The sequence below is a fragment of the Thermomonas flagellata genome (assembly GCF_022419185.1).
GTDB lineage: Bacteria > Pseudomonadota > Gammaproteobacteria > Xanthomonadales > Xanthomonadaceae > Thermomonas > Thermomonas flagellata.
In genome coordinates, this window is sequence record NZ_JAJOZK010000010.1 from 90,442 (window position 1) to 112,323 (window position 21,882).

Below are 21,882 nucleotides of genomic sequence, written 5' to 3' on the forward strand. Positions count from 1 at the left end.
CGCCGGGGGTCGCCCGGGCGCGGCCGCGGCGGGCCGTACGAACCCGCGTAGCTTACCGGAGTGGTTCAGTCGTCGTGCGGCAACGGCTGCACGTCGGCGACGCCCTCACGCAGCTCCTTGCCGGGCTTGAAGTGCGGCACATGCTTGCCGGGCAAGGCCACCGCCTCGCCGGTCTTGGGATTGCGGCCGGTGCGCGGCGGCCGGAAATGCAGCGAGAAGCTGCCGAACCCGCGCACCTCGATGCGCTGCCCGCGCGCCAGCGCGGCGGTCATCATCTGCAGCAGCGCCTTCACCGCGAGGTCGACGTCGTCGGCCTTCAGGTGCGGCTGGCGGCGGGCCAGCAGTTCGATCAGTTCGGACTTGGTCATGGCGGACGTTGGCGTGGCCGGCGGCGGCCCGGCAGAAGGCCGGGCCGCCGCGCGTGCGCCGCGCCGGGCGCGTCAGTCGGCCTTGTTCAGCTGCTCGCGCAGCAGCGCGCCGAGCTTGGTGGTGCCGCTGGCGGCCTCGGCGTTGGCCTTGTTGTACTCGGCGATCGCCTCGGCGGTCTCGGCCTCGTCCTTGGCCTTGATCGACAGCTGCAGGCTGCGGCCCTTGCGGTCCATGCCGACGAACTTGGCCTCGATCTTCTGCCCGACCTTGAGCACCTGGCTGGCGTCCTCGACCCGCTCGTCGCTGATGTCGCGCGCGGCGACGTAGCCTTCCACGCCGTCGCCGAGGTCGATGGTCGCGCCGCGCGCGTCCACGTCCTTCACCGTGCCGGCGACCTTGCTGCCGCGCGGATGAGCGGCGACGAACTGGCCCAGCGGATCCTGCTCGAGCTGCTTCACGCCGAGGCTGATGCGCTCGCGCTCCGGGTCCACCGCCAGCACCACCGCCTCCAGCGTGTCGCCCTTCTTGTAGTTGCGGGCGATCTCCTCGCCGGTCGAGTTCCAGCTGATGTCGGACAGGTGGATCAGGCCGTCGATGCCGCCCTCCAGGCCGATGAAGATGCCGAAGTCGGTGATCGACTTGATCTGGCCGGACACGCGGTCGCCCTTCTTGTGGGTGGCGGCGAACACCTCCCACGGGTTCTGGGTGCACTGCTTCATGCCCAGCGAGATGCGGCGGCGCTCCTCGTCCACGTCGAGGATCATCACCTCGACCTCGTCGCCGACCTGCACGATCTTGGCCGGGTTGACGTTCTTGTTGGTCCAATCCATCTCGGAGACGTGCACCAGGCCCTCGACGCCCGGCTCAATCTCGACGAACGCGCCGTAGTCGGTGACGTTGGAGACCTTGCCGAACACGCGGCTGTTGGCCGGGTAGCGGCGGCCGATATTGTCCCACGGATCCTCGCCCAGCTGCTTCAGGCCGAGGCTGACGCGGTTGCGCTCGCGGTCGTACTTGAGCACGCGCACCTCCAGCTCCTGGCCGACCTCGACCACCTCGGACGGATGGCGCACGCGCTTCCACGCCATGTCGGTGATGTGCAGCAGGCCGTCGATGCCGCCGAGGTCCACGAATGCGCCGTAGTCGGTGAGGTTCTTGACCACGCCCTTGAGCACGGCGCCCTCGACCAGCTTCTGCAGCAGCGCCTCGCGCTCCTCGGAATGCTCATTCTCGACCACCGCGCGGCGGCTGACCACCACGTTGTTGCGCTTGCGGTCGAGCTTGATCAGCTTGAACTCGAGCTCCTTGCCCTCCAGGTAGACCGGGTCGCGCACCGGGCGCACGTCGACCAGCGAACCGGGCAGGAACGCGCGCACGTCCTTGATGTCGACGGTGAAGCCGCCCTTGACCTTGCCGCTGATGCGGCCGACCACGGTGGTGCCCTTCTCCAGCGCCTCCTCCAGCTCGTCCCACACCATGGCGCGCTTGGCCTTGTCGCGCGACAGCACGGTCTCGCCGAAGCCGTTCTCGAGCGAGTCGAGCGCGACCTTGACCTCGTCGCCGATGCCGACGTCGATCTCGCCGGCCTCGTTGCGGAACTGCTCGATCGGGACGATGCCCTCGGACTTCAGGCCGGCGTTGATGACCACGACGTCGTTGCGGACGTCGACCACCACGCCCTTGACGATGGCGCCGGGCTTGAGCTTGGCGAGATTGGCCGCCTGGCTGGCTTCGAACAGTTCGGCGAAGGATTCGGTTGCTGCGGAGTTCATGAAAGGTCTCGGGTGGATACACGGACCGACCGGCACTGCATCGGCCCACCTGGCGGGTTGGCCGCGGGCGCGGGGGCGCGCGGCCATGTGTGGTTGGATGGAATCCGCCGGCACCGGGCCGGCGGGGGCGTTGCCTGCCGCGGGCGCGGCCCGGCCGCGGGTCAGCCGGGCGCCCCGGCGGTGACCACCGCCAGGACCCGGTCGACCACGTCCGCGATCGGCAGCCCGGTGGTATCGATGCGGACGGCGTCGTCGGCCGGCCGCAGCGGCGCCACCGCGCGGCTGGCATCGCGGGCGTCGCGGGCGAGAATCTCCCGTAGCAGACCATCCAATGTAACCGAAACCCCTTTATCCTTCAACTGCTTATAGCGGCGCTGGGCGCGCTCCTCGGCGCTGGCGGTCAAGAACACCTTGAACGGCGCATCCGGGAAGATCACCGTGCCCATGTCGCGGCCGTCCGCGACCAGCCCCGGTGGCCGCCGGAACGCGCGCTGGCGCTCCTTCAGGGCAGCCCGAACCTCGGGGATCGCGGCGATCGCGGAGGCGGCCGCGCCGGCGGCCTCGGTGCGCAGCTCATCGGTGGCGTCCGCCCCGTTCACGATCACCCGCGGCTCGCGCGCGCCGTCCTCGCGGAACTCGACGTGGGTATCGAAGGCGCAGCGCACCAGCGCGGAGGCATCGGACAGGTCCACCGCGGACCAGCCGGCGGCGATCCCGACCGCGCGGTAGAGCGCGCCGGAATCGAGGTAGTGCCAGCCCAGGCGGGCGGCGACCAGGCGGCTCACCGTGCCCTTGCCGGAGCCGGAGGGACCATCGAGGGTGAGGACGGGGACGCTGGGATCGGCGGTGGTCGGCATGCGCGCATTATCGCCTGCTGCCGGCCAGCGCCCACGCCCCCTCGCCGGCAGGCCGGCTTGCGCGCGCTCGTTGCAAAAGCCGCGACAAGCCGTTGATCCCACAACGCAAAAGCCGCTATACTCGCCGGCTCAACTGTTTTCGCCCATTGCCGAGGTTCCGTCATGAAGGTCCTGTCCTCCCTGAAGTCGGCGAAGGCCCGTCACCGCGACTGCAAGGTGGTTCGCCGCCGCGGCAAGGTCTTCGTGATCTGCAAGTCCAACCCGCGGTTCAAGGCGCGCCAGCGCTGAGCGCCGCCGCGACCGCCGGTTCCGACGAGGCCGCCTCCGGGCGGCCTCGTCGCATCCGCGCCTGCGCCTGGCCGGCGCGCTGCATGCAAGCTGCATACAATCAGGCGACCCTGACCCGAGGAGGCCCGCCATGCTCCGCCATTCCCTGTGCGCCGCCGTGCTGCTGCTCTCGCCCCTGGCCCCGGCCTTGGCCGCCGGCCAGGCGCAGACCGAGACCCTGCTGATCGACCGCATCCGCCAGGAACCGGCCGGCCTGCCGGCGCACGGCCTGACCATGGCCCAGGTCGAGGCCCGCCACGGCGCGCCGCAGGAGCGGCTGGCCCCGGTCGGCGGCCAGAAGCGCGCCTGGCCGGCCATCCAGCGCTGGGTCTATCCCGAGTTCACGGTGTACTTCGCGCATGGCCGGGTGGTGGACGCAGTCGCCAACCGGGCCAGCCCCGACGAGACCGGCCCGCGCCCGGCCACGCGCTGACCCATGCCGAACGCTGACGTGCGCTTCCCCGCCGAGTGGGAACCCCAGGCGGCGGTGCTGATCGCCTGGCCGCATGCCGGCACCGACTGGGCCGCGCGCCTGGGCGAGGTGGAGGAGACCTACATCGCGCTGGTGGCGGCGATCACCCGCTTCCAACCGGTGGTGGTCTGCGTGCCCGACGACGACGTGGAGACCTACGCCGACCTGCGCCTGCGCAGCAACCGGGTGGATCCGGCGCAGGTGCGGTTCGTGCAGGTCGACTACGACGACACCTGGCTGCGCGATTCCGGCCCGATCACGCTGCGTGCCGGCGACGGCTTCCGCCTGCTGGACTTCCGCTTCACCGCCTGGGGCGGCAAGTTCGACGCCGGCCGCGACGACCGCCTGGTCGAACGCCTGCACGCGCAGGGCCTGTTCCGCGATGCCGCGCGCGAGCGCATCGACTTCGCGCTGGAAGGCGGCGCGATCGAGACCGACGGCGCCGGCACCCTGCTCACCACCTGGCACTGCCTGCATGCGCGCCATCCCGGCCTGACTCGCGAGGATCTCGGCGCGCGACTGGCGGGCTGGCTGCACCAGCAGCGCGTGCTGTGGCTGGAGCATGGCGCGCTGGAAGGCGACGACACCGACGCCCACATCGACACCCTCGCCCGCTTCGCGCCGGATGACGCCATCGTGTTCCAGGCCTGTGACGACGCGGCGGACGCGCATTACGCCGACCTCAAGGCGATGGCCGACGAGATCGCCGCCCTGCGCACCCGCGACGGCCGGCCGTACCGCCTGTTCCCGCTGCCCTGGGCCCGGCCCGTGATCGACGAGGGCCGCCGGCTGGCCGCCAGCTACGCCAACTTCCTGATCGTCAACGGCGCAGTGCTGATGCCGGCCTACGGCGATCCCGCGGACGCCGCCGCCGCCGCCGTGCTGGCGCAGGCGTTCCCGGGACGCGAGATCGTGCCGGTGCCGTGCCGGCCGCTGATCTGGCAGAACGGCAGCCTGCACTGCATCACCATGCAATTGCCCGAGGGACTGGTCTGATGTCCAAGCACAGCAAGCTCCCCGTCGCGCTGGTGCAGGAGCGCAACCACGGCGATGCCGAGGCCAACCTCGCGGTGATCGAAACGCGCGTCGCCGCGGCCGCGGCCGCCGGCGCCAAGCTCGTCCTGCTGCAGGAACTGCACAACGGCGCGTATTTCTGCCAGCACGAGTCGGTGCACGAGTTCGACCGCGCCGAGCCGATCCCCGGCCCCAGCAGCGAGCGCCTGGCGGCATTGGCCCGGCGCCACGGCGTGGTGCTGGTGTCCTCGCTGTTCGAGAAGCGCGCCACCGGGCTGTACCACAACACCGCGGTGGTGTTCGACGCCGACGGGAGCACCGCGGGCAAGTACCGCAAGATGCACATCCCGGACGACCCCGGCTTCTACGAGAAGTTCTACTTCACCCCGGGCGACCTCGGCTTCACGCCGATCGACACCGCGGTGGGCCGGCTGGGCGTGCTGGTGTGCTGGGACCAGTGGTATCCGGAAGCCGCGCGCCTGATGGCGCTGGCCGGCGCCGAGCTGCTGCTGTACCCCACCGCGATCGGCTGGGACCCGGACGATGCGCAGGACGAGAAGACCCGCCAGCGCGACGCCTGGGTGCTGTCGCACCGCGGCCACGCGGTCGCCAACGGCCTGCCGGTGCTGGCCTGCAACCGCGTCGGCCACGAGCCCTCGCCGCTCGGCGCCTCCGGGATCGATTTCTGGGGCAACTCGCTGGTGCTGGGCCCGCAGGGCGAGATCGTGGCCGAGGCCGGCACCGAGCCGACCCTGCTGCTGGCCGAGGTGGACATGCAGCGCAGCGAGCACGTGCGCCGGATCTGGCCGTTCCTGCGCGACCGCCGGATCGACGCCTATGGCGATCTCGTGAAGCGCTACCGTGACTGACGCGCCCGCGCAGCACGCCGCCGGCTATGCCGGCCAGCCGGTCGTCGAGGTCGAGCGCGACGGCGTGCACTACACCCTGCTCGGCACCGCGCACGTCTCTCGCGCCAGCATCGCGGCGGTGCAGGCGGCGATCGACAGCGGCCGCTTCGACGCGGTGGCGGTCGAGCTGGACGCGCAGCGCCACCAGGCGCTGACCCAGCCGCAGGCCCTGGCCGAGCTGAACCTGGTCAAGGTCATCCGCGAGCGCAAGGTCGCGCCGTTCGCCGCCAACCTGGCGCTGGCCGCCTACCAGCGGCGGCTGGCCGAGCAGCTCGGGATCGAGCCCGGCGCCGAGCTGAAGGCGGCCGCGACCGAGGCCGCCGCGCGCGGCCTGCCGTTGCAGCTGATCGACCGCGACGTCGGCATCACCTTTCGCCGCATCCTGCACGGGCTGCGCTTCTGGGACCGCCTGCAGCTGATCGGCGGCCTCGCCGGCAGCCTGTTCGCGCGCGAGGACGTCTCCGCCGAGGACATCGAGCGCCTGAAGGAAGGCGACATGCTCGAATCGAGCTTCGGCGAGTTCGCGCGCGACACGCCCTCGCTGTACGCCACCCTGATCGACGAGCGCGACCAGTACATGGCCGCGCGGCTGCGCGAGCGCGGCGACGGCGCCCGGCGGGTGCTGGCGGTGGTCGGCGCCGGCCACCTGCAGGGCATGGCGCGCTACCTGCGGGAGGACATGCGCACGCCGGCCGACGTGACCGCGGCGCTGGCCGCGGTGCCGCGCAAGCGCAAAGTGCCGTGGATCACCCTGACCCTGCTGGCGCTGATCGCCGGCGGCATCGCCTGGGGCTGGTACCACGGCGGGCACGCGCTCGGCCGCGACCTGCTGCTGCAGTGGGTCGCGTGGACCTGCGGCCTGACCGCGCTCGGCGCCGTGCTGGCCGGCGCCAACCCGCTGAGCGTGCTGGTCGGCGCGCTGGTCGCGCCGTTCAAGCCGTTCCGCCCCGGGCTGCCGTCGGGCATGTTCAGCGCGCTGGTCGAGGTGCGCCTGCGCAAGCCGGCCTATCCGGACTTCCTCGCCCTGCGCGACGACGCCCAGAGCCTGCGCGGCTGGTACCGCAACCGCGTGACCCGGGTGGTGCTGGTGTTCCTGCTCACCAACCTCGGCACCGTCGCCGGCGAATGGGTGGCCGGCGCGCGCATCTTCGGCAAGCTGCTCGGCTGAGCATGCTCAAGCGATGCGTGGCCAGCACCACGCCATCCATGCGATGCACGCGCACAGCAGGATTTCGATGCCGCCATAGGCCAGATAGAACCACCAGGCTCCCGGCATGGTGATGGCGACGAACAGGGCATAAAACACGGCAAGCCCGATGCAGAGCCAACGGGTCGCGCGGACCGGCAGCAACAAGGACAGGATGCTCATCAGCCCGGGAACGACCAGCAACAGCGACACCACCAGCAGCGAGCCCTGACTGGTGGGCCCCATCGGGCCGGCCCCTTGCAGCATGCGCTCCAGTTTTCCTGGCTTGTAAAGGCCGAAATAATCCCCGTAGAGGTAGCAAAACGTCAGGCTGGCCCAGAGGGCCGCCAACTGCACCCGCCGTGGGATCGGCGGGTCCGCGTATTGCGACGAAGCAGGCGTGGTGGCGTCGGCTTGCATGCGTGGGGCCTTCAGCCGGGAGAGGTGGATTCACTGCCTGGGCACTGCTGGCGAACGAACGCCCCTCACCATGCCCGAATCGCGCTTGTTTGCGTGCGAGCGAACGGCGACGCCCTCATGCGGCAGCCTGTCGCTGCATACGGCTCATGCGCGCGCGGGCGATGATGCGGGCGGTGCCGGCGCGCAGGTCGTCCAGCAGGGCGTAGATGGTCGGCAGGAACAGCAGGCTGACCACGGTCGAGAACGCCAGCCCGCCGGCGATCGCGCGCGCCATCGGATAGTACGGCGGCCCCTCGCCGGCGATGCGGGTATCCGACAGCGCGATCGGCACCATCGCCAGGATCGCGGTGCCCATCGTCATCAGGATCGGGCGCAGGCGCTCGCGGCTGCCCTCCACCAGCGCGTCGGTGCGCGACAGGCCGCGCCTGCGCAGGGTGTTGATGTGCTCGATCATCACGATGCCGTTGTTCACCACCACCCCCATCAGCACCAGGATGCCGATGAAGGCCATGATGTTGAACGAGGTCCCGGTCAGCCAGAACAGCCAGAACACGCCCAGCACGGAGAACAGCACCCCGCTCATGATCGCCAGCGGGAACAGCAGCGACTCGAACACCGCCGCCATCACGATGAAGATCAGCACCAGCGCGATCAGCACGTTGCGCAGCATCTGCTGGTTCATGTCGATGTTCATGCCGAACCCGCCGCCCTCGAAGGTGTAGCCGTAGCCGGGCGGAAAGTCGACCGCCTTGAGGGTGTCCTCGATCGCCTTGCGCGCCTCCGGCAGGGTCGCGCCCGGGGCCAGGTTCGCCTGCACCTTGAGGGTGGTCTGCCGGTTCAGGCGCTGGATGGTGTTGGCGGCCGGGCGCGCCTGCACGTCCACCAGCGCCAGCAGCGGCACCTCGCGGCCGTCCGGCGCGCGCACGGTGAACGCCTGCAAGTCGGCCGCGCCGTAGCGGTCGGCGCCGGCGAAGCGCACGTTCACCGGGATCTCCAGCTGGTCGCGGTGGAAGTCGCGCAGCGAGGAGCCGCGCAGGGCCATGCCGACGAACTGCGCGACCTGCTGCGCCGAGAACCCGTAGGCGGCGGCGCGCTCGCGGTCCACCCGCACCGCCAGCTCGCCGTTGACGTCGCCGGTATCCACCCGCACGTCGCGCAGCAGCTTGCTGCGCGCGAGGATCGGCACCACGTCCGCGGCCAGCTCCTTCAGGGTCTGGGTGGAGTCGCCGGTGAGGTTGAACTGGATGCCGTTCTGGTCGCCGCCCATCCCGCCCTGGCGCCCGAAGCCGATGTTGGCGCGCGCGGACTTGGGCAGGCCGGCGCGGATCTGCTCCTGGATGCGCGAAGTCTCCTCCTGGGTCTTCACGTCGAGGTCGGCGCGGGTCATCGCCCAGCCCTGTTCGCCGAAGCGGCTGTAGATGCGCTGGATGTGGAACTGGCGGCGGTGCACCTCGAGGAAGGCCTCCACCCGCGCCACCTCGCGCGCCATCTCCTCCTTCGAATAAGCACCGCGCCACTGGTAGAACAGCGCGACCTGCGACACGTCGCTGCCGTCGCCCTCGTCGCCCTTGGTGTACTTGATCGGCACGATGCTGAGCGCGCACACCAGCACGATCCCGGCCACGCTCCAGCCGCGGTGCTCCAGCGTCCAGCGCAGCACGCGCGCATAGCCGGCCTGCAGGCGCGCGATCAGCGGCGACTTCACCGCCGGCGGCGTGCGCAGGTAGGCCGACAGCATCGGGATCAGGCTGATCGCGACCAGCCACGAGGCCAGCAGCGAGACCGAGATGGTCACCGCCAGCTGGGTCAGGTAGATGGTCAGCATGTTCTTCTGGCCGAAGATCATCGGCAGGAACACGATGCAGTGGCTCAGGGTGCCGGCGGACAGCGCGATCGCGACGTGGCGGGTGCCGACGATCGAGGCCAGCCGCGGCTGGTCGGGGTAGCGCTCGCGCTCCTGGTAGATGCTCTCGACCACCACCACCGCGTTGTCGACCAGCATGCCGACCGCCAGCAGCAGGCCCATCATCGACAGGATGTTGAGGGTGATCCCGGCGAAGTGCATGAAGCCCAGGGTGATGATGAAGCAGATCGGGATCGCGGTGCTGACCATCAGCACCGACGGCCAGTGGCGCAGGAAGAACCACAGCACCGCGACCGACAGCAGCAGGCCGATCGCGCCGGCCTCGGCCAGCGCCGCCAGCGAGCTGACCACCTGCTGGCCCTGGTCCTCGGTCACCTCGATCGCGATCCCGGCCATCGCCGGGTCCTGGCGCAGCGCGTCCAGCTCCGCCTGCACCGCGCGCGACAGGTCGACCAGGTTGGCCGCGCGCTCCTTGTAGATGTCCACGCCGACCGCCGGCCTGCCGTTGACCTGGCGCACGTAGGTCATCCGCTGCGGCTGCAGGCGCACCTCGGCGATGTCGCCGAGGCGCACCCCGCGCGCGGAGACCGGCAGGTCGCGCAGCTGCTGCAGGTCGGTCAGCTCGCCCTTGGGCTGGATCCGCAGGCGCCGCCCGCCGTCGCTGATCTCGCCGGCGGACACCGCGAAGTTCGCCGCCTGCAGCCGGCGCACCAGGTCGTCGAGCGCGATCCCGTTGGCGCTCAGGCGGTCGGGATCGATCGCGACCAGCACCTCGCGGGTCGGGATGCCCTCCACCTCCACCCGGGCGACGCCGGGCAGGCGCTCCAGCCGCTGCTTCAAGCTGCGCTCGATCAGCTCGCCGCGCGCGGTCAAGTCCTGCGCGCTGGTCAGGCGCAGGCTGATCGCCTCCTGGTCGCCGGTGCTCCAGCGCCGCACGAAGTAGCGGCGGAAGTCGTCCGGCAGCTGGTCGCGGATGGCATCGATCCGCTGGCGCGCCTCGGAGGCCGCGATCGCCACGTCGCGGCCCCAGTCGGAGAACTGCACGAACACGCCGCCGCCGTCGGCGGTCGCGTTCGCGCTGAGGCTCTTGATCCCGGGCATGGTGGCGATCGCCTCCTCCACCGGGCGCACCAGGTTGCGCTCGACCTCCTCGGGGGTGGAGCCGGGATAGGGCAGCTGCACGAAGATGAAGGGCGCGGTGGCCTCCGGCTGGGCCTCCAGCGGCAGCCGGAACGCGGCGATCAGCCCGATCACCACCAGCGAGACGAACAGCATCACCGTGGTGACCGGGCGGCGGATCGACAGTTCGGTGATGTTCATGGCCGCGGCGCGCCCCCCGCGAGCGGGTCGTCCTCGTGCGCCAGCGCCTCCGCCAGCGCCTGTGCCTCGCGCCGCGCGCGCCGGCCGCGCTCGGCATAGGCCGCGTCGGAGCGGCGGTCGAGCAGGTCGTACACCACCGGGATCACCACCAGGGTCAGCAGGGTGGACACCAGCAGGCCACCGATCACGGTGATCGCCATCGGGCTGCGCACCTCCGCGCCCTCGCCGAAGGCCAGCGCCAGCGGCAGGAAGCCAAACACCGCGGTCAGGGTGGTCATCATGATCGGGCGCAGGCGCGAGCGCGCGCCCTCCACCAGCGCCTCGCGCTTGGGCATCCCCGCCTCGCGCAGCTGGTTGACCTTGTCGATCAGGATGATCGCGTTCTTGACCACCAGCCCGACCAGCAGGATCAGGCCGATGAACACCACCACCGACACCGGCGAGCGCGTCAGCAGCAGCGCCGCGACCGCGCCGACCAGCGCCAGCGGGATGGTGAACAGGATCACGAACGGATGCAGCAGCGACTCGAACTGCGAGGCCATCACCAGGTAGACCAGGAACACCGCCAGCGCGAACGCGAACAGCAGCGAGCGCAGGGATTCGCCGAGCTCCTGGCCCTGGCCGCCGATGCGCACCGCGATGTCGGTGCCGAGCGGGTCGCGGGCGACCATGCGCTCGACCTCGGCGATCGCGCTGCCGAGGTCGATACCGCGCAGGTTGGCGGACACGATCGCGACCCGGCGCTGGTCGGCGCGGTGGATCTCGCTGGGGCCGGTGGTGGCGACCACGTCGGCCACCTCGGCCAGCTCGACCGGCGCGCCGCGCCCGGGGTTCACGATCAGCCGGCGGATGTCCTCCAGCGAGGCGCGGTCGGCGGCGCGCGCGCGTACCAGCACGTCGATCTTGCGGTCGCGCACGCCGTAGCGGGTGGCGACCTCGCCGCGCACCTTGTTGACCACGGCGTCGGCAATCTGGCGGGTGGTCAGGCCGAGCGCGGCCGCGCGCTCTTGGTCGAAGCGGATCTGGATCTCGGGGAAGCCCTGCTCCACGCTGGACTTGACGTCGGCGTAGTGCGGGTTGGCGCGCAGCAGCGCGGCGAGCTTGCTGCCGGCGGCGCGAATGGTGTCGAGGTCGTTGCCCTCGACCTCGATCTCCAGCGGCGGCGACAGGCTGAACAGCTCCGGCCGGCTGAAATCGACCTGCACCCCGGGGATGCGCTGCACGCTGCGGCGCAGGGCCTCGGTCAGCGGCGCCTCCGCGCTGCGGTCCTGCATCACCACGGTCAGGCGGCCGATGTTCTCGCCGCTCTCGCTGGGGCTGGCATCCAGCCGGGTGCCGCTGCCGGACACGCCGTACAGCAGGCGCACCCCGGCATCCTTGGCATGCGCGGCCTGCACCTCGCGCAGCACCGCGTCGGTGCGCGCCAGCGGGGTGCCGGGCGCGAGCTTCGCGGTCATCTCGAAGCGGTCCTGCGCCAGCTGCGGGATGAGGTCGGTGCCCAGCAGCGGCAGCGCCGCCAGGGTCGCCGCGAACGCGAGCCCCGCCACCGCCAGCACCGGCGCCGGCCGCGCCAGCGCCTTCGGCAGCAGGCGCAGGTAGGCGCGCTCGGCGCGCGCGTAGGGCGCCATCGCCAGGTCGCTGGCCTTGCCCATCACCGGCCCGACCAGCGCGGCCAGCAGGCGCCAGGCGCGCACCAGCGCCCACACCAGGCCGAAGAAGGCATAGCGCAGCAACGCGCCCAGCCCGCGCCAGACGGCGACCGCGGGCCGCTGCCAGGCATGGGTCGGCTGCCAGCGCGGGCGCGGCGGCTCCTCCGGGAAGGCCAGCGGCGCGCGCCCCTTGAGCGAGCTGAGCATCGGGATCAGGGTCATCGCCACCAAGAGCGAGACCGCGATCGCGATCGCCACCGTCAGCGCCTGGTCGCGGAACAGCTGGCCGGCGATGCCCTGCACGAACACCAGCGGCAGGAACACCGCGATCGTGGTCAGGGTCGAGGCGACCACCGCCATGCTCACCTCGCGGGTGCCGCTGATCGCGGCCTCGAGGATGCCCAAGCCGCGCTCGCGCGCCTTGGCGATGGATTCGAGCACCACGATCGAGTCGTCCACCACCAGCCCGGTCGCAAGCGCGAGGCCGCCGAGCGACATCACGTTCAGCGACAGCCCGAGCTGGCCCATGAAGAAGAAAGTGGCGACGATCGACACCGGCAAGGACAGGCTGATCACGAAGGTGCTCCAGCCGTCGCGCAGGAACAGGAAGATCACCAGCACCGCCAGCACGCCGCCGATCAGCGCGTCCAGCTTGACGTCGGCGATCGCGTGGCGGATGAAGACCGACTGGTCCTCGATCACGTCCAGCTGCATGTCGCGCGGCAGGCGCTCGCGGATCTGCGCCAGCCGCTTCTGCAGGGCGTCGGCGGTGGCCACGGTGTTGGCGTCGCCTTCCTTGTAGATCGCCAGCTCCACCGCCTCGCGGCCGTCGAGGCGGATGATCGACTCGCGCTCCTTGTGGCCCTGGCGTACCTCGGCCACGTCGCGCAGGCGCACCGCCTGCGCCGGGGCCTGCGCCTGGTCCTGCCCGCCCTGCGCCAGCGCGGCCATCACCCGCGCGTCGCCGCTGGCGGCGGCCAGCCGCATCGCCTGGTCGGCGGCACTGTTGCCGGCATTGGCCGCGGGGCGCGGGGTCAGCAGCAGGTTGCGGATCTCGTCGATCCCGGCGAACTGGTTGACCGTGCGCACCAGGTAGCGCTGGCTGCCCTCCTCCAGGCGCCCGGCGGACACGTTGACGTTCTCCTGCTGCAGCCGCTGCACCACGCTGTCCAGCGACAGCCCGTACTGCGCCAGCTTGCGCTGGTCGACATCGACCTGGATCTCGTCCTCGAGGCCGCCGCCGACCTTGACCGCCGCGACCCCGTCCACCGGCTCCAGCCGGCGCTTGAGGTCGTCCTCGGCATAGCGGCGCAGTTCGGTCAGCTGGCGAATCGCGGCCTCGCCGTCGGCCGCCGCGCGCGCCGACAGCGCCAGGCGCATGATCGGCTGGGTCGAGGGGTTGAAGCGCAGCAGCACCGGCGGCTTGGCGTCCAGCGGGAACTGCAGCGACTCCATCTTGTCGCGCACGTCCAGGCTGGCCTGGTCCATGTTGGTGCCCCAGGCGAATTCGAGCACCACGTCCGACTGCCCGGCGCGCGAGACCGACTTCATCCGGCGCAGGCCCTTCACCACGCCGAGCGCCTCCTCAGCGGGCCTGGTGATCAGGGTCTCGACCTCGGCCGGCGCGGCGCCGGGATAGTCCGTGCGCACGGTCAGGGTCGGGTAGCTGAGGTCCGGCAGCAGGTTGACCTTGAGCTCGGACAGCGCGATCAGGCCGAACAGCACCAGGGTCAGGGTGAACATCGCCACCGTGACCCGCCGGCGGGTGGCGAATTCGACCAGGCTGAACCCGCGGCCGGACACCGGCGGCAGCGGCGTGCTCATGGTGCGCCCTGCGCGCGCGCGGCGGAGGTGCCGATCACCTGCACCGGGCTGCCGTCGCGCAGCGCGGACTTGCCGGCGACCACCACCTGCGCGCCGGGCGCCAGCCCGCGCCGCACTTCCACCCACGGGCCGTCGATGTAGCCGGTCTGCAGTTCGACCCGGCGCGCCTTGCCGCCCTCCACCACGTACACCGCGGGCGTGCCGCCATCGTCCAGCAACGCGCTGCGCGGGATCACCAGCGCATCCGCGCGGCGGTCGTATTCGATCCGGATGCGGCCGAACATGCCCGGCTGCAATTCCCCCTCGCCGTCGACGCCGACTACCACCCGGAAGGTGCCGCTGCCGGCGTCCACCACCGGCGCGACCCGCTCGATGCGGCCGGCGAAGCTGCGCCCGGGCAGCGCGTCCACCTGCAGCTGCACCGCCTGGCCGGGGCGCAGCACTTCCAGTTCCCGCTCCGGCACGTTGAGGGTGGCCTGCAGGCGGCTCGTGTCCACGATGGTCATGATCGGGGTGTTGATCTGCACCAGGTTGCCGGGCTTGATGCTGCGGCTGGCGACCACGCCCGCGATCGGCGCGGTGACGGTGCCGTAGGACAGCTCGAGGGTGGCCAGGCGGTAGGCCGCGCGCGCGTTCTCGAGGTCGAACTTGAGCTGGTCGAGGTCGTTGGCGCTGACCAGCTGCTGCGCCGCGAGCTGGGTCGCGCGGCGGTAGTTGGCCTCCAGCTTGCGCAGCTGGGCCTCGGCCTGCGCCGCCTGCAGCGCGGCGCGGTCGCGGTCGATCCGCACCAGCGGCTGCCCGGCGCGCACGCGATCGCCGACGTCGGCCAGCACCTGCAGCGCGATGCCGGAGGTCTTGGCCACGACCTGGGCCTCCGCCTGCGCTTCCAGCGGCGCGGTCCCGGCGTAGCTGGCGGCGATCGGGCGGCGCTCGGCGCGCGCCACCTCCACCGGCACCGCCTCCGCGGCCTTGGCGGCCGCGCCCGGCTTGCCGCCGGCCTCCGCTGTGCCGGGGCGGCCCTGGCACGCACCCAGCGCCAGCGCCATGGCCAGCGGCAGCGTCAACCAGGGCCAACGGTGGAGCGGGCGGACAGCGGAGCGAAGGGCGGCGTGGCAGGGCATGGGGGCAGCCTTATTGGTGTTGTAGTCAAGTATGTCACCCGCCTCCGACGCCCGACATGCGCCGAAGGTCATGCCGCTACGCAGCCAGACGATGCTTGGACTCGCCGATGCCGCGCGCGCCCGCGGCACGCGTGGATTCCCGCAGCGGCGGACGGGGCCGATATACTCGGCCAAATGCGTGTCGTTCGCGGCACTCCCCTCAAGCCCCTGACAGGACGGACCGTTCATCCATGAAGCTACTGTTGCCGATCGCCGCCAGCCTCAGCCTGGCCCTCGCCGCGTTCGCGGTGACCGCGCAGGACGCCGCCGCCCCCGCTGCCCCGGCCACGGACGCGCAGGCCGCCCCCGCCGCCGACGCCGCGCCCGGCGAACTCAAGGGCGACCCGATGCGCGGCAAGGGCCTGGTCTACACCTGCAAGGGCTGCCACGGCATCCCCGGCTACAAGAACGCCTATCCGAGCTACCACGTACCGAAGATCGGCGGGCAGTCGGCGGCCTACCTGAGCGCGGCGCTCAACGAATACCGCAGCGGCAACCGCAAGCACCCGACCATGCAGGCGCAGGCGCAGAGCTTCTCCGAGCAGGACATCGCCGACATCGCCGCCTACCTGTCCAGCATCAAGTGAGCCGCGCCATGACCCAGACCCGTCAGTCCCTCGTCCTCGCCGCGGCCCTGCTGGCCCTGACCGCCTGCGCCAAGCACGAAACCCCGGCCGAGGCCGCCGCCGAAGCGGCCGCCGCGCCGCACACCTCGTCCTCCGCCGGCCTGCCGGCCGGCGACGCCGCCGCCGGCAAGCTGATCGCGACCCAGGGCGCGGGCGGCGCGAGTTGCACCTCCTGCCACGGCGAGGAAGGCAACGCGCCGATCGTGGACACCTACCCCAAGCTCGGCGGCCAGTACGCCGACTACCTCGCGCACGCGCTGGTCGCCTACCGCTCCGGCGCGCGCAGCGGCGGCAATGCCGCGATCATGGCCAGCCAGGCGGCCAACCTGACCGACCAGCAGATCGCCGACGTGGCCGCCTACTTCGCCAGCGTGCCGGGCAAGCTGCACGACCTGCACGACGCGAACTGACGGCGCGGGGCGATCGCCCGCCTACCGCCGGCCCATGCGAAAAGACCCGGTCGCGCAGGCGGGTGCCTGTCGGCGGCCGGGTCCAGGTCCGGGCGATTTTCGCGCCGTCCGGCGGAATTGTTCCCGGACGCGCGTACCCTGGCAGCCTTCGGATTAGGGATGAGTTAGGGACGGGTTAGCGATTTGCTAAACCCGCGAACAGGCGGACTGGCACGGCACGGCGGGCCGGATCTCTGTGCACGTCGGCCTGTCGCCGGCGGCGTCCGCCCTGCTCACGGGCGCGGCCACGGCCACCAGCCGCGGCCGGTCAGGGCATAGCGGTCGGCCGCGCGCTCGAAGCGGTTGCGCACGTGGATGCCGCCGCACAGGAAATACAGCGGCAGGAACAACGGCCCCAGCAGCATCGCCTGCCACACGTGCGCGCGCTCGTGGTCGCGCAGGCGGATCGGCGGATCCGCGGACAGCCCGGCGTGGCAGGCATAGGTGCGGCAGGCCACGTCCAGGCCGTCGCCGGTGTGCAGGATCACGTTGCCCAGGGTCAGCGCCCCGCCCGGCCCCCACGGCATGCGCGCGAAGGCCAGCGCGGGCTCGCGCCGCAGCAGGTAGGGCCGCGCCCCGAACGGCAGCGCCGCCAGCCCCGCCAGCAGCCCGAGCAGGCTGTTGGGCAGCGTCCACAGCATGCCCAGCAGCCGCAGCGGCGCGTGCGCCCGGCGCATGCCGCCTCAGCCGCGCGCGGCCAGCCAGTCGTGGATGGTCTGCGGCACCAGGCTCTGGGCGCGCCCGGACACGTAGATGCCGATGTGCCCACCGGGGAAGGACAGCTCGGTGTAGTCCTCGCTGCCGACCAGCCGGCGCAGCGCGCGCGAGGCGTCCGGCGGCACCAGGTGGTCCTGCTCGGCGTAGATGTTGAGCACCGGCATGCCGACCATGCCGAGGTCGACCGCGGCCTCGCCGATGCGGGCGCTGCCGGCGACGAACGCATTGTCCTGGAAGAACTGGCGGTCGAACTCGCGGAACGCCTCGCCGGCCTGGTCGGGCGAATCGAAGATCCACTGCTCCATGCGCAGGAAGTCCTGCAGCGCCTTGCGGTCGTCCAGCAGGTCGAGCAGGCCGACGTACTTCTGCGCGAACAGCCGCCACGGCTTGAGCATCAGGTAGGTCAGGTTCATCAGGTCGGCCGGGATGTTGCCCAGGGTGTCGACCAGCCGGTCCACGTCGATCCGGCGGTTCCAGTTGGACAGCATGTTGTCCGCGGTGTGGAAGTCCACCGGGGTGACCATGGTGATCAGGTTCTGCACCCGTTCCGGATGCAGCGCAGCCTGGCACAGCGAGAACACCCCGCCCTGGCAGATGCCGAGCAGATTGACCGCCGGCAGGCCGTGCGCGCGGCACAGGTACTCCAGGGCACCGCCGAGGTAGCGCTCGACGTAGTCCTCGAGGGTGAGGAAGCGGTCGGAGCGGTCCGGGTAGCCCCAGTCGAGGATGTAGACGTCCTCGCCGCGCGCCAGCAGGCCCTTCACCAGCGAGCGGTCCTCCTGCAGGTCCACCATGTACGGGCGGTTGACCAGCGCGTACGCGATCAGGATCGGCACCCGCGCGGTCGGCGGCCGCTCGCCGCGGTAGCGGTAGAGCACGGTCTTGTCGCACCGCCAGACCGGCACTCGCGGGGTCGCGCCCACGTGCACGTCGCCGAGGTCGCGCAGGGTGGACAGCCCGGCCTGCAGCTTGCGCTGCAGCTGCAGCGCCTCGGCGGCCAGGGATTCGGGGGTGATAGCGAGCGGGCCGGTCATGCGCGCGGGCTCCGACGGCGACGGGAGGCGGTGGGCACAGGCGCCCGCGCCGGACGCTTCGGCTTGGCCGCCGGGGCCGCCTTGGCCACCTTGCGCGGCTTGGCCGGCGCAGGCTCGGCCTGCGCGGACGGCGAGGATGGCGCACGGCGAGATGACGCAGTCGGTGCCGCGGTGGGCGTCGCCGCCTCCCCCCGCTGCGCCTGCAGCGCCCGCACGGCGCGCTGCAACTCGGCGATCTTGCGGTGCGCGGCGTCCAGTTCGGTGCGGGTCGGCAGCCCGAGCAGGTTGGCCTGCGCCTCCGCGATCGCCTGCGCGCGGCTGCGCAGCTCCATCTGCGCGTTCACCAGCGCGCCGTAGGCGTCGCGGTACTCGGGCGAGAGCGCCATCTGCGCATAGGCCTCCTCCGCGGCATCCACCCACAGGTCGAACAGCTCGCGCGCGCGGGTCAGCTGGCGGCCGGGCGCCGCGTGCTCGCGCAGCTTGGCCTCGAACCGCGCGAACGCGTCCTCCGAAGCCTGCCCGAGCAGCCCCTGCCAGGCCCGCAGCGCGTCCTGCCACTGCAGCTGGGCGCGCGCCAGCGCCTGCAGCCGCTCCTGGTGCTCGCGGGTGAAGCCGAACGCCGGCAGCGCCAGCCATGCCTGCGCCTCGCGGCCCAGGCCCTGCAGCCACGGCGCCAGCGCCTCGTTCCAGCCCTGCCAGTCGGCCAGCCCGGGCCCGCGCATGCCTTGCAGCAGCTCGCGCATGGGATCGCCGAGCGCGCGCCGCCAAGCCGCGGCCACCTCGTCGGCGCCCGGATCGCGGCCGGCGAACTGCGCGGCCACCTGCTGCATGCGCGCCAGCCAGTCCCCGCCCTGGGCCGCAGCGTGCGCGGTGCTGGCGAACGGATCCTGCCAGCCGAGCCCGGCGAGCTGGCGCTGCCACTGCTGCAGCAGGCCGGCAAATCCGTCGCCGGCCGTGGGCGCCGGCGGCGCCGCGCCGCGCAAGGCCTCGCCCCACGCCTCCCAATACCGGCGTGCGAGCGCCGCGAAATCCTGCGTGTCCTGGGCCATGGCTCCTCCGCTGTCGGCGGCATGCTAGCAACGCGGGGGAGACGCCGCCATGACGCGGCCGCCGCGCTCAGCGCGGGATCGCCAGCGCCTCGGCGTCGAGCACCGCGGCCGGGCGCGGCGCGATGCGCGCATCCGCCGGCAGCGGCGCGCGCGCGTCGAGCGCGGCGTCGACCCGGTCCAGCGCCGCATAGACATAGGGCAGCAGCGGCACGTAGAACGCGCGCAGGCCCGGCAGGCCGAGGAACGCATCGAAGTGCTGCACGTGCGCGACCTGCCAGTGGCGCACGTCGCGCCCGGCGGCGCGCGCCATCGCCACGTAAGGCGCGCTGGAGAACGCGGGCGGGATCAGCCCGTCGTCCTCGCCGTGCACAACGACCATCGGCAGGCCCGCGCGCGGCGGCGCGGCGCGGGTGTCGGCGATGCCCTGGCGCACGCGCCGCGCGTCCGCGCCCTCGCCCGTCCACAGCCCGCGCAGGCAGCGCAGGCCGGTCAGGCCGAGATCGACCGGCGGCTGCGGATCGACGATGGCCACGCCCGCCCCGGGCGGGATGCCGCTGGCATCGGCCCACCAGGCGGCGCGCTCGGCGGCGGTGGCCGGGCGCGGCGCGAGGTCGGCGCCGAGCGCGGCGTAGCGGTAGCCGCAGGGATGCGCACCGTGCGGATAGCGTCCGTAGGCCGAGGCATAGGCCACCGCCACCGCGCGCCACAGGTCGAAGCCGGTGCTGGTGGCCCCGGCGCGCAGCGCGGCGTCGCTCCAGCCGGCGGCGCGCAGGCGCGCCAGCGCATCCTGCTGCTGCGCCAGCAGGGTGGTGCCGGATAGGAGGCCGGCCGCGGCCAGCGCCGCACAGCGCGCCTCCACGCCCGGCAGCGGCGGCAGGCCCAGCGCCGGCAGCGCGCACGGCATCAGCAACGCGGCCTCGGTCGCATAGTCGTACAGCGCGCGGCCGCCGTGGCCGTCCACGTAGACGTTGGGCTCGCCGGCGACCGCGGCGTCCAGCCACGGCTCCGGGTCTTCCGCCGCGCGTAGCACCGCGCCGCCGCCGTTGGAGATGCCGACGGCGATCACGCGGGTGTTGGCGAAGGTGAACGGCGCCTGCTGCGGGTACTGCGCATCCAGCACTGCCAGCGCGAACTGCGCCGCCTGCTTGAGGTGGCGGCCCCAGTCGGCCTCGGGATTGTCCAGCGAGTGCGCATGCTTGAAGGCCACGCCGTGGCCGGCGGCCGGTTCCGGCGTGAAGGCCAGCGCGGCATCGCCCCCCGCGGCGGTAACGCGGCCATCCAGCGCGACGCCCTGCCCGGCATCCAGGTCGAAATAGTCGCTGCCGGCGCCCTTGTCGGTATAGGCCACCGCGCAGCCGCGCGGCAGACCCCAGGCCCCGGCCACCGCGATCGCGCCGTAGATGCCGCGCGACCCCGAGGACGCGCTCACCACCACGCAGCGCTTGCGCGGATCGAAATGATCCGGCAGTTGCACCAGCACCCGGTGCGGCTGGGTCGCGCCGGGCAGCCGGGCATAGGCGCTGAACTCGCGCCCCGGCACCGCCGCGGTGCTGCCGTACACCTCGTCGTAGCCGCCGCCCGGCGCGAGATCGGCGATCCCGCGCCAGTTCGACCAGATCGCGCGCCGGCGCAGCTCGGCCGCGGTCGGATGCGCCGGGTCCGCGAACGCCGGCGGCAGCGGATTGCGCAGGCCCTCCAGGCCCAGCCCCGCGGTGAGCAGGTCGTCGTGGTCGCGGTGGAGGCTGGCCTGCAGCGGCTGGAACATCGCAAGCTCCTGGGCGGAAGGCGCGCGCGCGGCCGGCAGCGCGGCGCAGCCGGCCAGTAGCAGCGCGGCGGCGGCAAGCAACGGGCGCGGGCTGGCAATGGGCATGCGGCGGACCTTAGCCGGGGATGCGCTCGGCCGCATCGTACTTTGGTACCAGCGCGCGGTCATGCCGGCGGCCAGCAGCGGCTGCTAGCGTATGCCGACCCCCACCCGCGAGAACCCCGCCATGTCCGATCCCTTCCTGCGCGGTCGCTCCGCCCTCGTCACCGGCAGCACCTCCGGCATCGGCCTGGCGATCGCCAAGGCGCTGGCCGCGGCCGGCGCCCGGGTGGCGATCAACGGCCTGGGCACGCCCGAGCAGATCGCGGCAGCGGTCGCCGAGGTCGAAGCCGCGGGCGGCGGCGCCGGGCCCGCGCACGTGCGCCACTTCGGCGCCGACCTGCGCGACCCCGACGCCATCGCGGCGATGATGCGCGATCTCGCCGCCTGGTCGAACGGCGGCGTGGACGTGCTGGTCAACAACGCCGGCATCCAGCACGCGGTGCCGCTGCACGAGATGCCGGTACAGAAGTGGAACGACATCATCGCCATCAACCTGTCGTCGGCCTTCCACACCATGCGCGCGGCGCTGCCGGCGATGGCCGCGCGCGGCTACGGGCGAGTGGTCAACATCGCCTCGGTGCACGGACTGGTGGCATCGAAGGACAAAGCGCCCTACGTGGCCAGCAAGTTCGGCATCGTCGGCCTCAGCAAGGTCGCCGCGCTGGAATACGCGGCGCAGGGCAGCCGCGAGTCCGGCGGCATCACCGTCAACTGCATCTGCCCGGGCTGGGTGGAAACTCCGCTGATCGAGCCGCAGATCGAAGCGCGCATGCACGGCGGCTCGCGCGAGGATGGCGTGCGCGCGCTGCTGGCCGAGAAGCAGCCCAGCCTGCGCATGACCCTGCCGGAGGAGATCGCCGCGCTGGCGGTGTTCCTGTGCCGGCGCGAAGCCCACAACATCACCGGCACCGCGCTGCCGGTGGATGGCGGCTGGACGGCGCAGTGAGCTGCATCGTGCCGGCTGATCCGGTGCGTGGTTCACCGCCACATTCAGCCGA

The 21,882-nt window shown here is 72.2% G+C and carries 19 protein-coding genes; 8 read left to right on the forward strand and 11 right to left on the reverse strand.

Annotation, left to right across the window (positions count from 1 at the left end; translation table 11 throughout):
- Window positions 1–65 precede the first annotated feature (65 nt).
- The 3 genes from ML340_RS10245 to cmk form a co-directional block, all read right to left on the reverse strand.
- Entirely contained in the window at window positions 66–368 is a 303-nt protein-coding gene (locus tag ML340_RS10245; protein WP_240099309.1) for an integration host factor subunit beta, read from the reverse strand.
- 72 nt (window positions 369–440) lie between these two features.
- Window positions 441–2,141 carry a 30S ribosomal protein S1 gene (gene rpsA, locus ML340_RS10250; RefSeq protein WP_240099311.1) on the reverse strand — a complete coding sequence of 567 codons (1,701 nt, stop codon included), beginning with the start codon at window positions 2,139–2,141 and terminating at the stop codon, window positions 441–443.
- Between the two features lie 161 nt (window positions 2,142–2,302).
- Window positions 2,303–2,998, reverse strand: coding sequence for a (d)CMP kinase (gene cmk / locus ML340_RS10255; protein WP_240099312.1), 696 nt, complete (start codon window positions 2,996–2,998; stop codon window positions 2,303–2,305).
- Window positions 2,999–3,160: 162 nt separating this feature from the next.
- On the opposite strand from cmk, the gene ykgO reads away from it, so the two are divergent.
- From ykgO to ML340_RS10280, 5 genes are all read left to right on the forward strand, one after another.
- Window positions 3,161–3,286 carry a type B 50S ribosomal protein L36 gene (gene ykgO / locus ML340_RS10260; protein WP_010342887.1) on the forward strand — a complete coding sequence of 42 codons (126 nt, stop codon included), beginning with the start codon at window positions 3,161–3,163 and terminating at the stop codon, window positions 3,284–3,286.
- A gap of 130 nt (window positions 3,287–3,416) precedes the next feature.
- Window positions 3,417–3,758 (forward strand): hypothetical protein, encoded by a 342-nt coding sequence (locus ML340_RS10265; RefSeq protein ID WP_240099314.1) that lies wholly within the window; start codon window positions 3,417–3,419, stop codon window positions 3,756–3,758.
- 3 nt (window positions 3,759–3,761) lie between these two features.
- Window positions 3,762–4,793, forward strand: a complete 1,032-nt coding sequence (locus ML340_RS10270) for an agmatine deiminase family protein (RefSeq protein WP_240099316.1) — start codon at window positions 3,762–3,764, stop codon at window positions 4,791–4,793.
- Window positions 4,793–5,680: a carbon-nitrogen hydrolase gene (locus ML340_RS10275; protein WP_240099318.1), complete on the forward strand. Its 888-nt coding sequence runs from the start codon at window positions 4,793–4,795 to the stop codon at window positions 5,678–5,680. Before ML340_RS10270 ends, ML340_RS10275 begins: the two co-directional genes overlap by 1 nt.
- On the forward strand, window positions 5,673–6,887 hold the full coding sequence (locus ML340_RS10280; RefSeq protein ID WP_240099320.1) for a TraB/GumN family protein: 1,215 nt from the start codon (window positions 5,673–5,675) through the stop codon (window positions 6,885–6,887). Before ML340_RS10275 ends, ML340_RS10280 begins: the two co-directional genes overlap by 8 nt.
- 6 nt (window positions 6,888–6,893) lie before the next feature.
- Here the strand turns inward: ML340_RS10280 and ML340_RS10285 are convergent, their stop codons facing one another.
- The 4 genes from ML340_RS10285 to ML340_RS10300 form a co-directional block, all read right to left on the reverse strand.
- Window positions 6,894–7,325: a DUF6326 family protein gene (locus ML340_RS10285; protein ID WP_240099321.1), complete on the reverse strand. Its 432-nt coding sequence runs from the start codon at window positions 7,323–7,325 to the stop codon at window positions 6,894–6,896.
- 115 nt (window positions 7,326–7,440) lie between these two features.
- Entirely contained in the window at window positions 7,441–10,509 is a 3,069-nt protein-coding gene (locus tag ML340_RS10290) for an efflux RND transporter permease subunit (RefSeq protein ID WP_240099323.1), read from the reverse strand.
- The gene (locus tag ML340_RS10295; RefSeq protein WP_240099325.1) at window positions 10,506–13,982 is read right to left on the reverse strand and encodes an efflux RND transporter permease subunit; all 3,477 of its coding nucleotides are present in this window, start codon (window positions 13,980–13,982) and stop codon (window positions 10,506–10,508) included. The genes ML340_RS10290 and ML340_RS10295 overlap by 4 nt, the downstream gene beginning before the upstream one ends.
- Complete coding sequence (locus ML340_RS10300; RefSeq protein ID WP_240099359.1) at window positions 13,979–15,028, reverse strand: efflux RND transporter periplasmic adaptor subunit; 1,050 nt, start codon at window positions 15,026–15,028, stop codon at window positions 13,979–13,981. The genes ML340_RS10295 and ML340_RS10300 overlap by 4 nt, the downstream gene beginning before the upstream one ends.
- Before the next feature lie 305 nt (window positions 15,029–15,333).
- Between ML340_RS10300 and ML340_RS10305 the strand changes: the two genes are divergently transcribed.
- Complete coding sequence (locus ML340_RS10305; protein ID WP_240099327.1) at window positions 15,334–15,729, forward strand: c-type cytochrome; 396 nt, start codon at window positions 15,334–15,336, stop codon at window positions 15,727–15,729.
- Window positions 15,726–16,178: a c-type cytochrome gene (locus tag ML340_RS10310; protein WP_240099329.1), complete on the forward strand. Its 453-nt coding sequence runs from the start codon at window positions 15,726–15,728 to the stop codon at window positions 16,176–16,178. Before ML340_RS10305 ends, ML340_RS10310 begins: the two co-directional genes overlap by 4 nt.
- A 272-nt stretch (window positions 16,179–16,450) precedes the next feature.
- Here the strand turns inward: ML340_RS10310 and ML340_RS10315 are convergent, their stop codons facing one another.
- The 4 genes from ML340_RS10315 to ML340_RS10330 form a co-directional block, all read right to left on the reverse strand.
- Complete coding sequence (locus ML340_RS10315) at window positions 16,451–16,894, reverse strand: hypothetical protein (RefSeq protein ID WP_240099331.1); 444 nt, start codon at window positions 16,892–16,894, stop codon at window positions 16,451–16,453.
- Between the two features lie 6 nt (window positions 16,895–16,900).
- Window positions 16,901–17,968 carry a class III poly(R)-hydroxyalkanoic acid synthase subunit PhaC gene (gene phaC, locus ML340_RS10320; protein ID WP_240099333.1) on the reverse strand — a complete coding sequence of 356 codons (1,068 nt, stop codon included), beginning with the start codon at window positions 17,966–17,968 and terminating at the stop codon, window positions 16,901–16,903.
- The gene (gene phaE / locus ML340_RS10325) at window positions 17,965–19,017 is read right to left on the reverse strand and encodes a class III poly(R)-hydroxyalkanoic acid synthase subunit PhaE (RefSeq protein ID WP_240099335.1); all 1,053 of its coding nucleotides are present in this window, start codon (window positions 19,015–19,017) and stop codon (window positions 17,965–17,967) included. Before phaE ends, phaC begins: the two co-directional genes overlap by 4 nt.
- 67 nt (window positions 19,018–19,084) lie before the next feature.
- Window positions 19,085–20,887: a D-(-)-3-hydroxybutyrate oligomer hydrolase gene (locus tag ML340_RS10330; RefSeq protein WP_240099337.1), complete on the reverse strand. Its 1,803-nt coding sequence runs from the start codon at window positions 20,885–20,887 to the stop codon at window positions 19,085–19,087.
- A gap of 121 nt (window positions 20,888–21,008) precedes the next feature.
- On the opposite strand from ML340_RS10330, the gene ML340_RS10335 reads away from it, so the two are divergent.
- Window positions 21,009–21,830 (forward strand): 3-hydroxybutyrate dehydrogenase, encoded by an 822-nt coding sequence (locus ML340_RS10335; protein WP_240099339.1) that lies wholly within the window; start codon window positions 21,009–21,011, stop codon window positions 21,828–21,830.
- The last annotated feature ends 52 nt before the right edge of the window (window positions 21,831–21,882 follow it).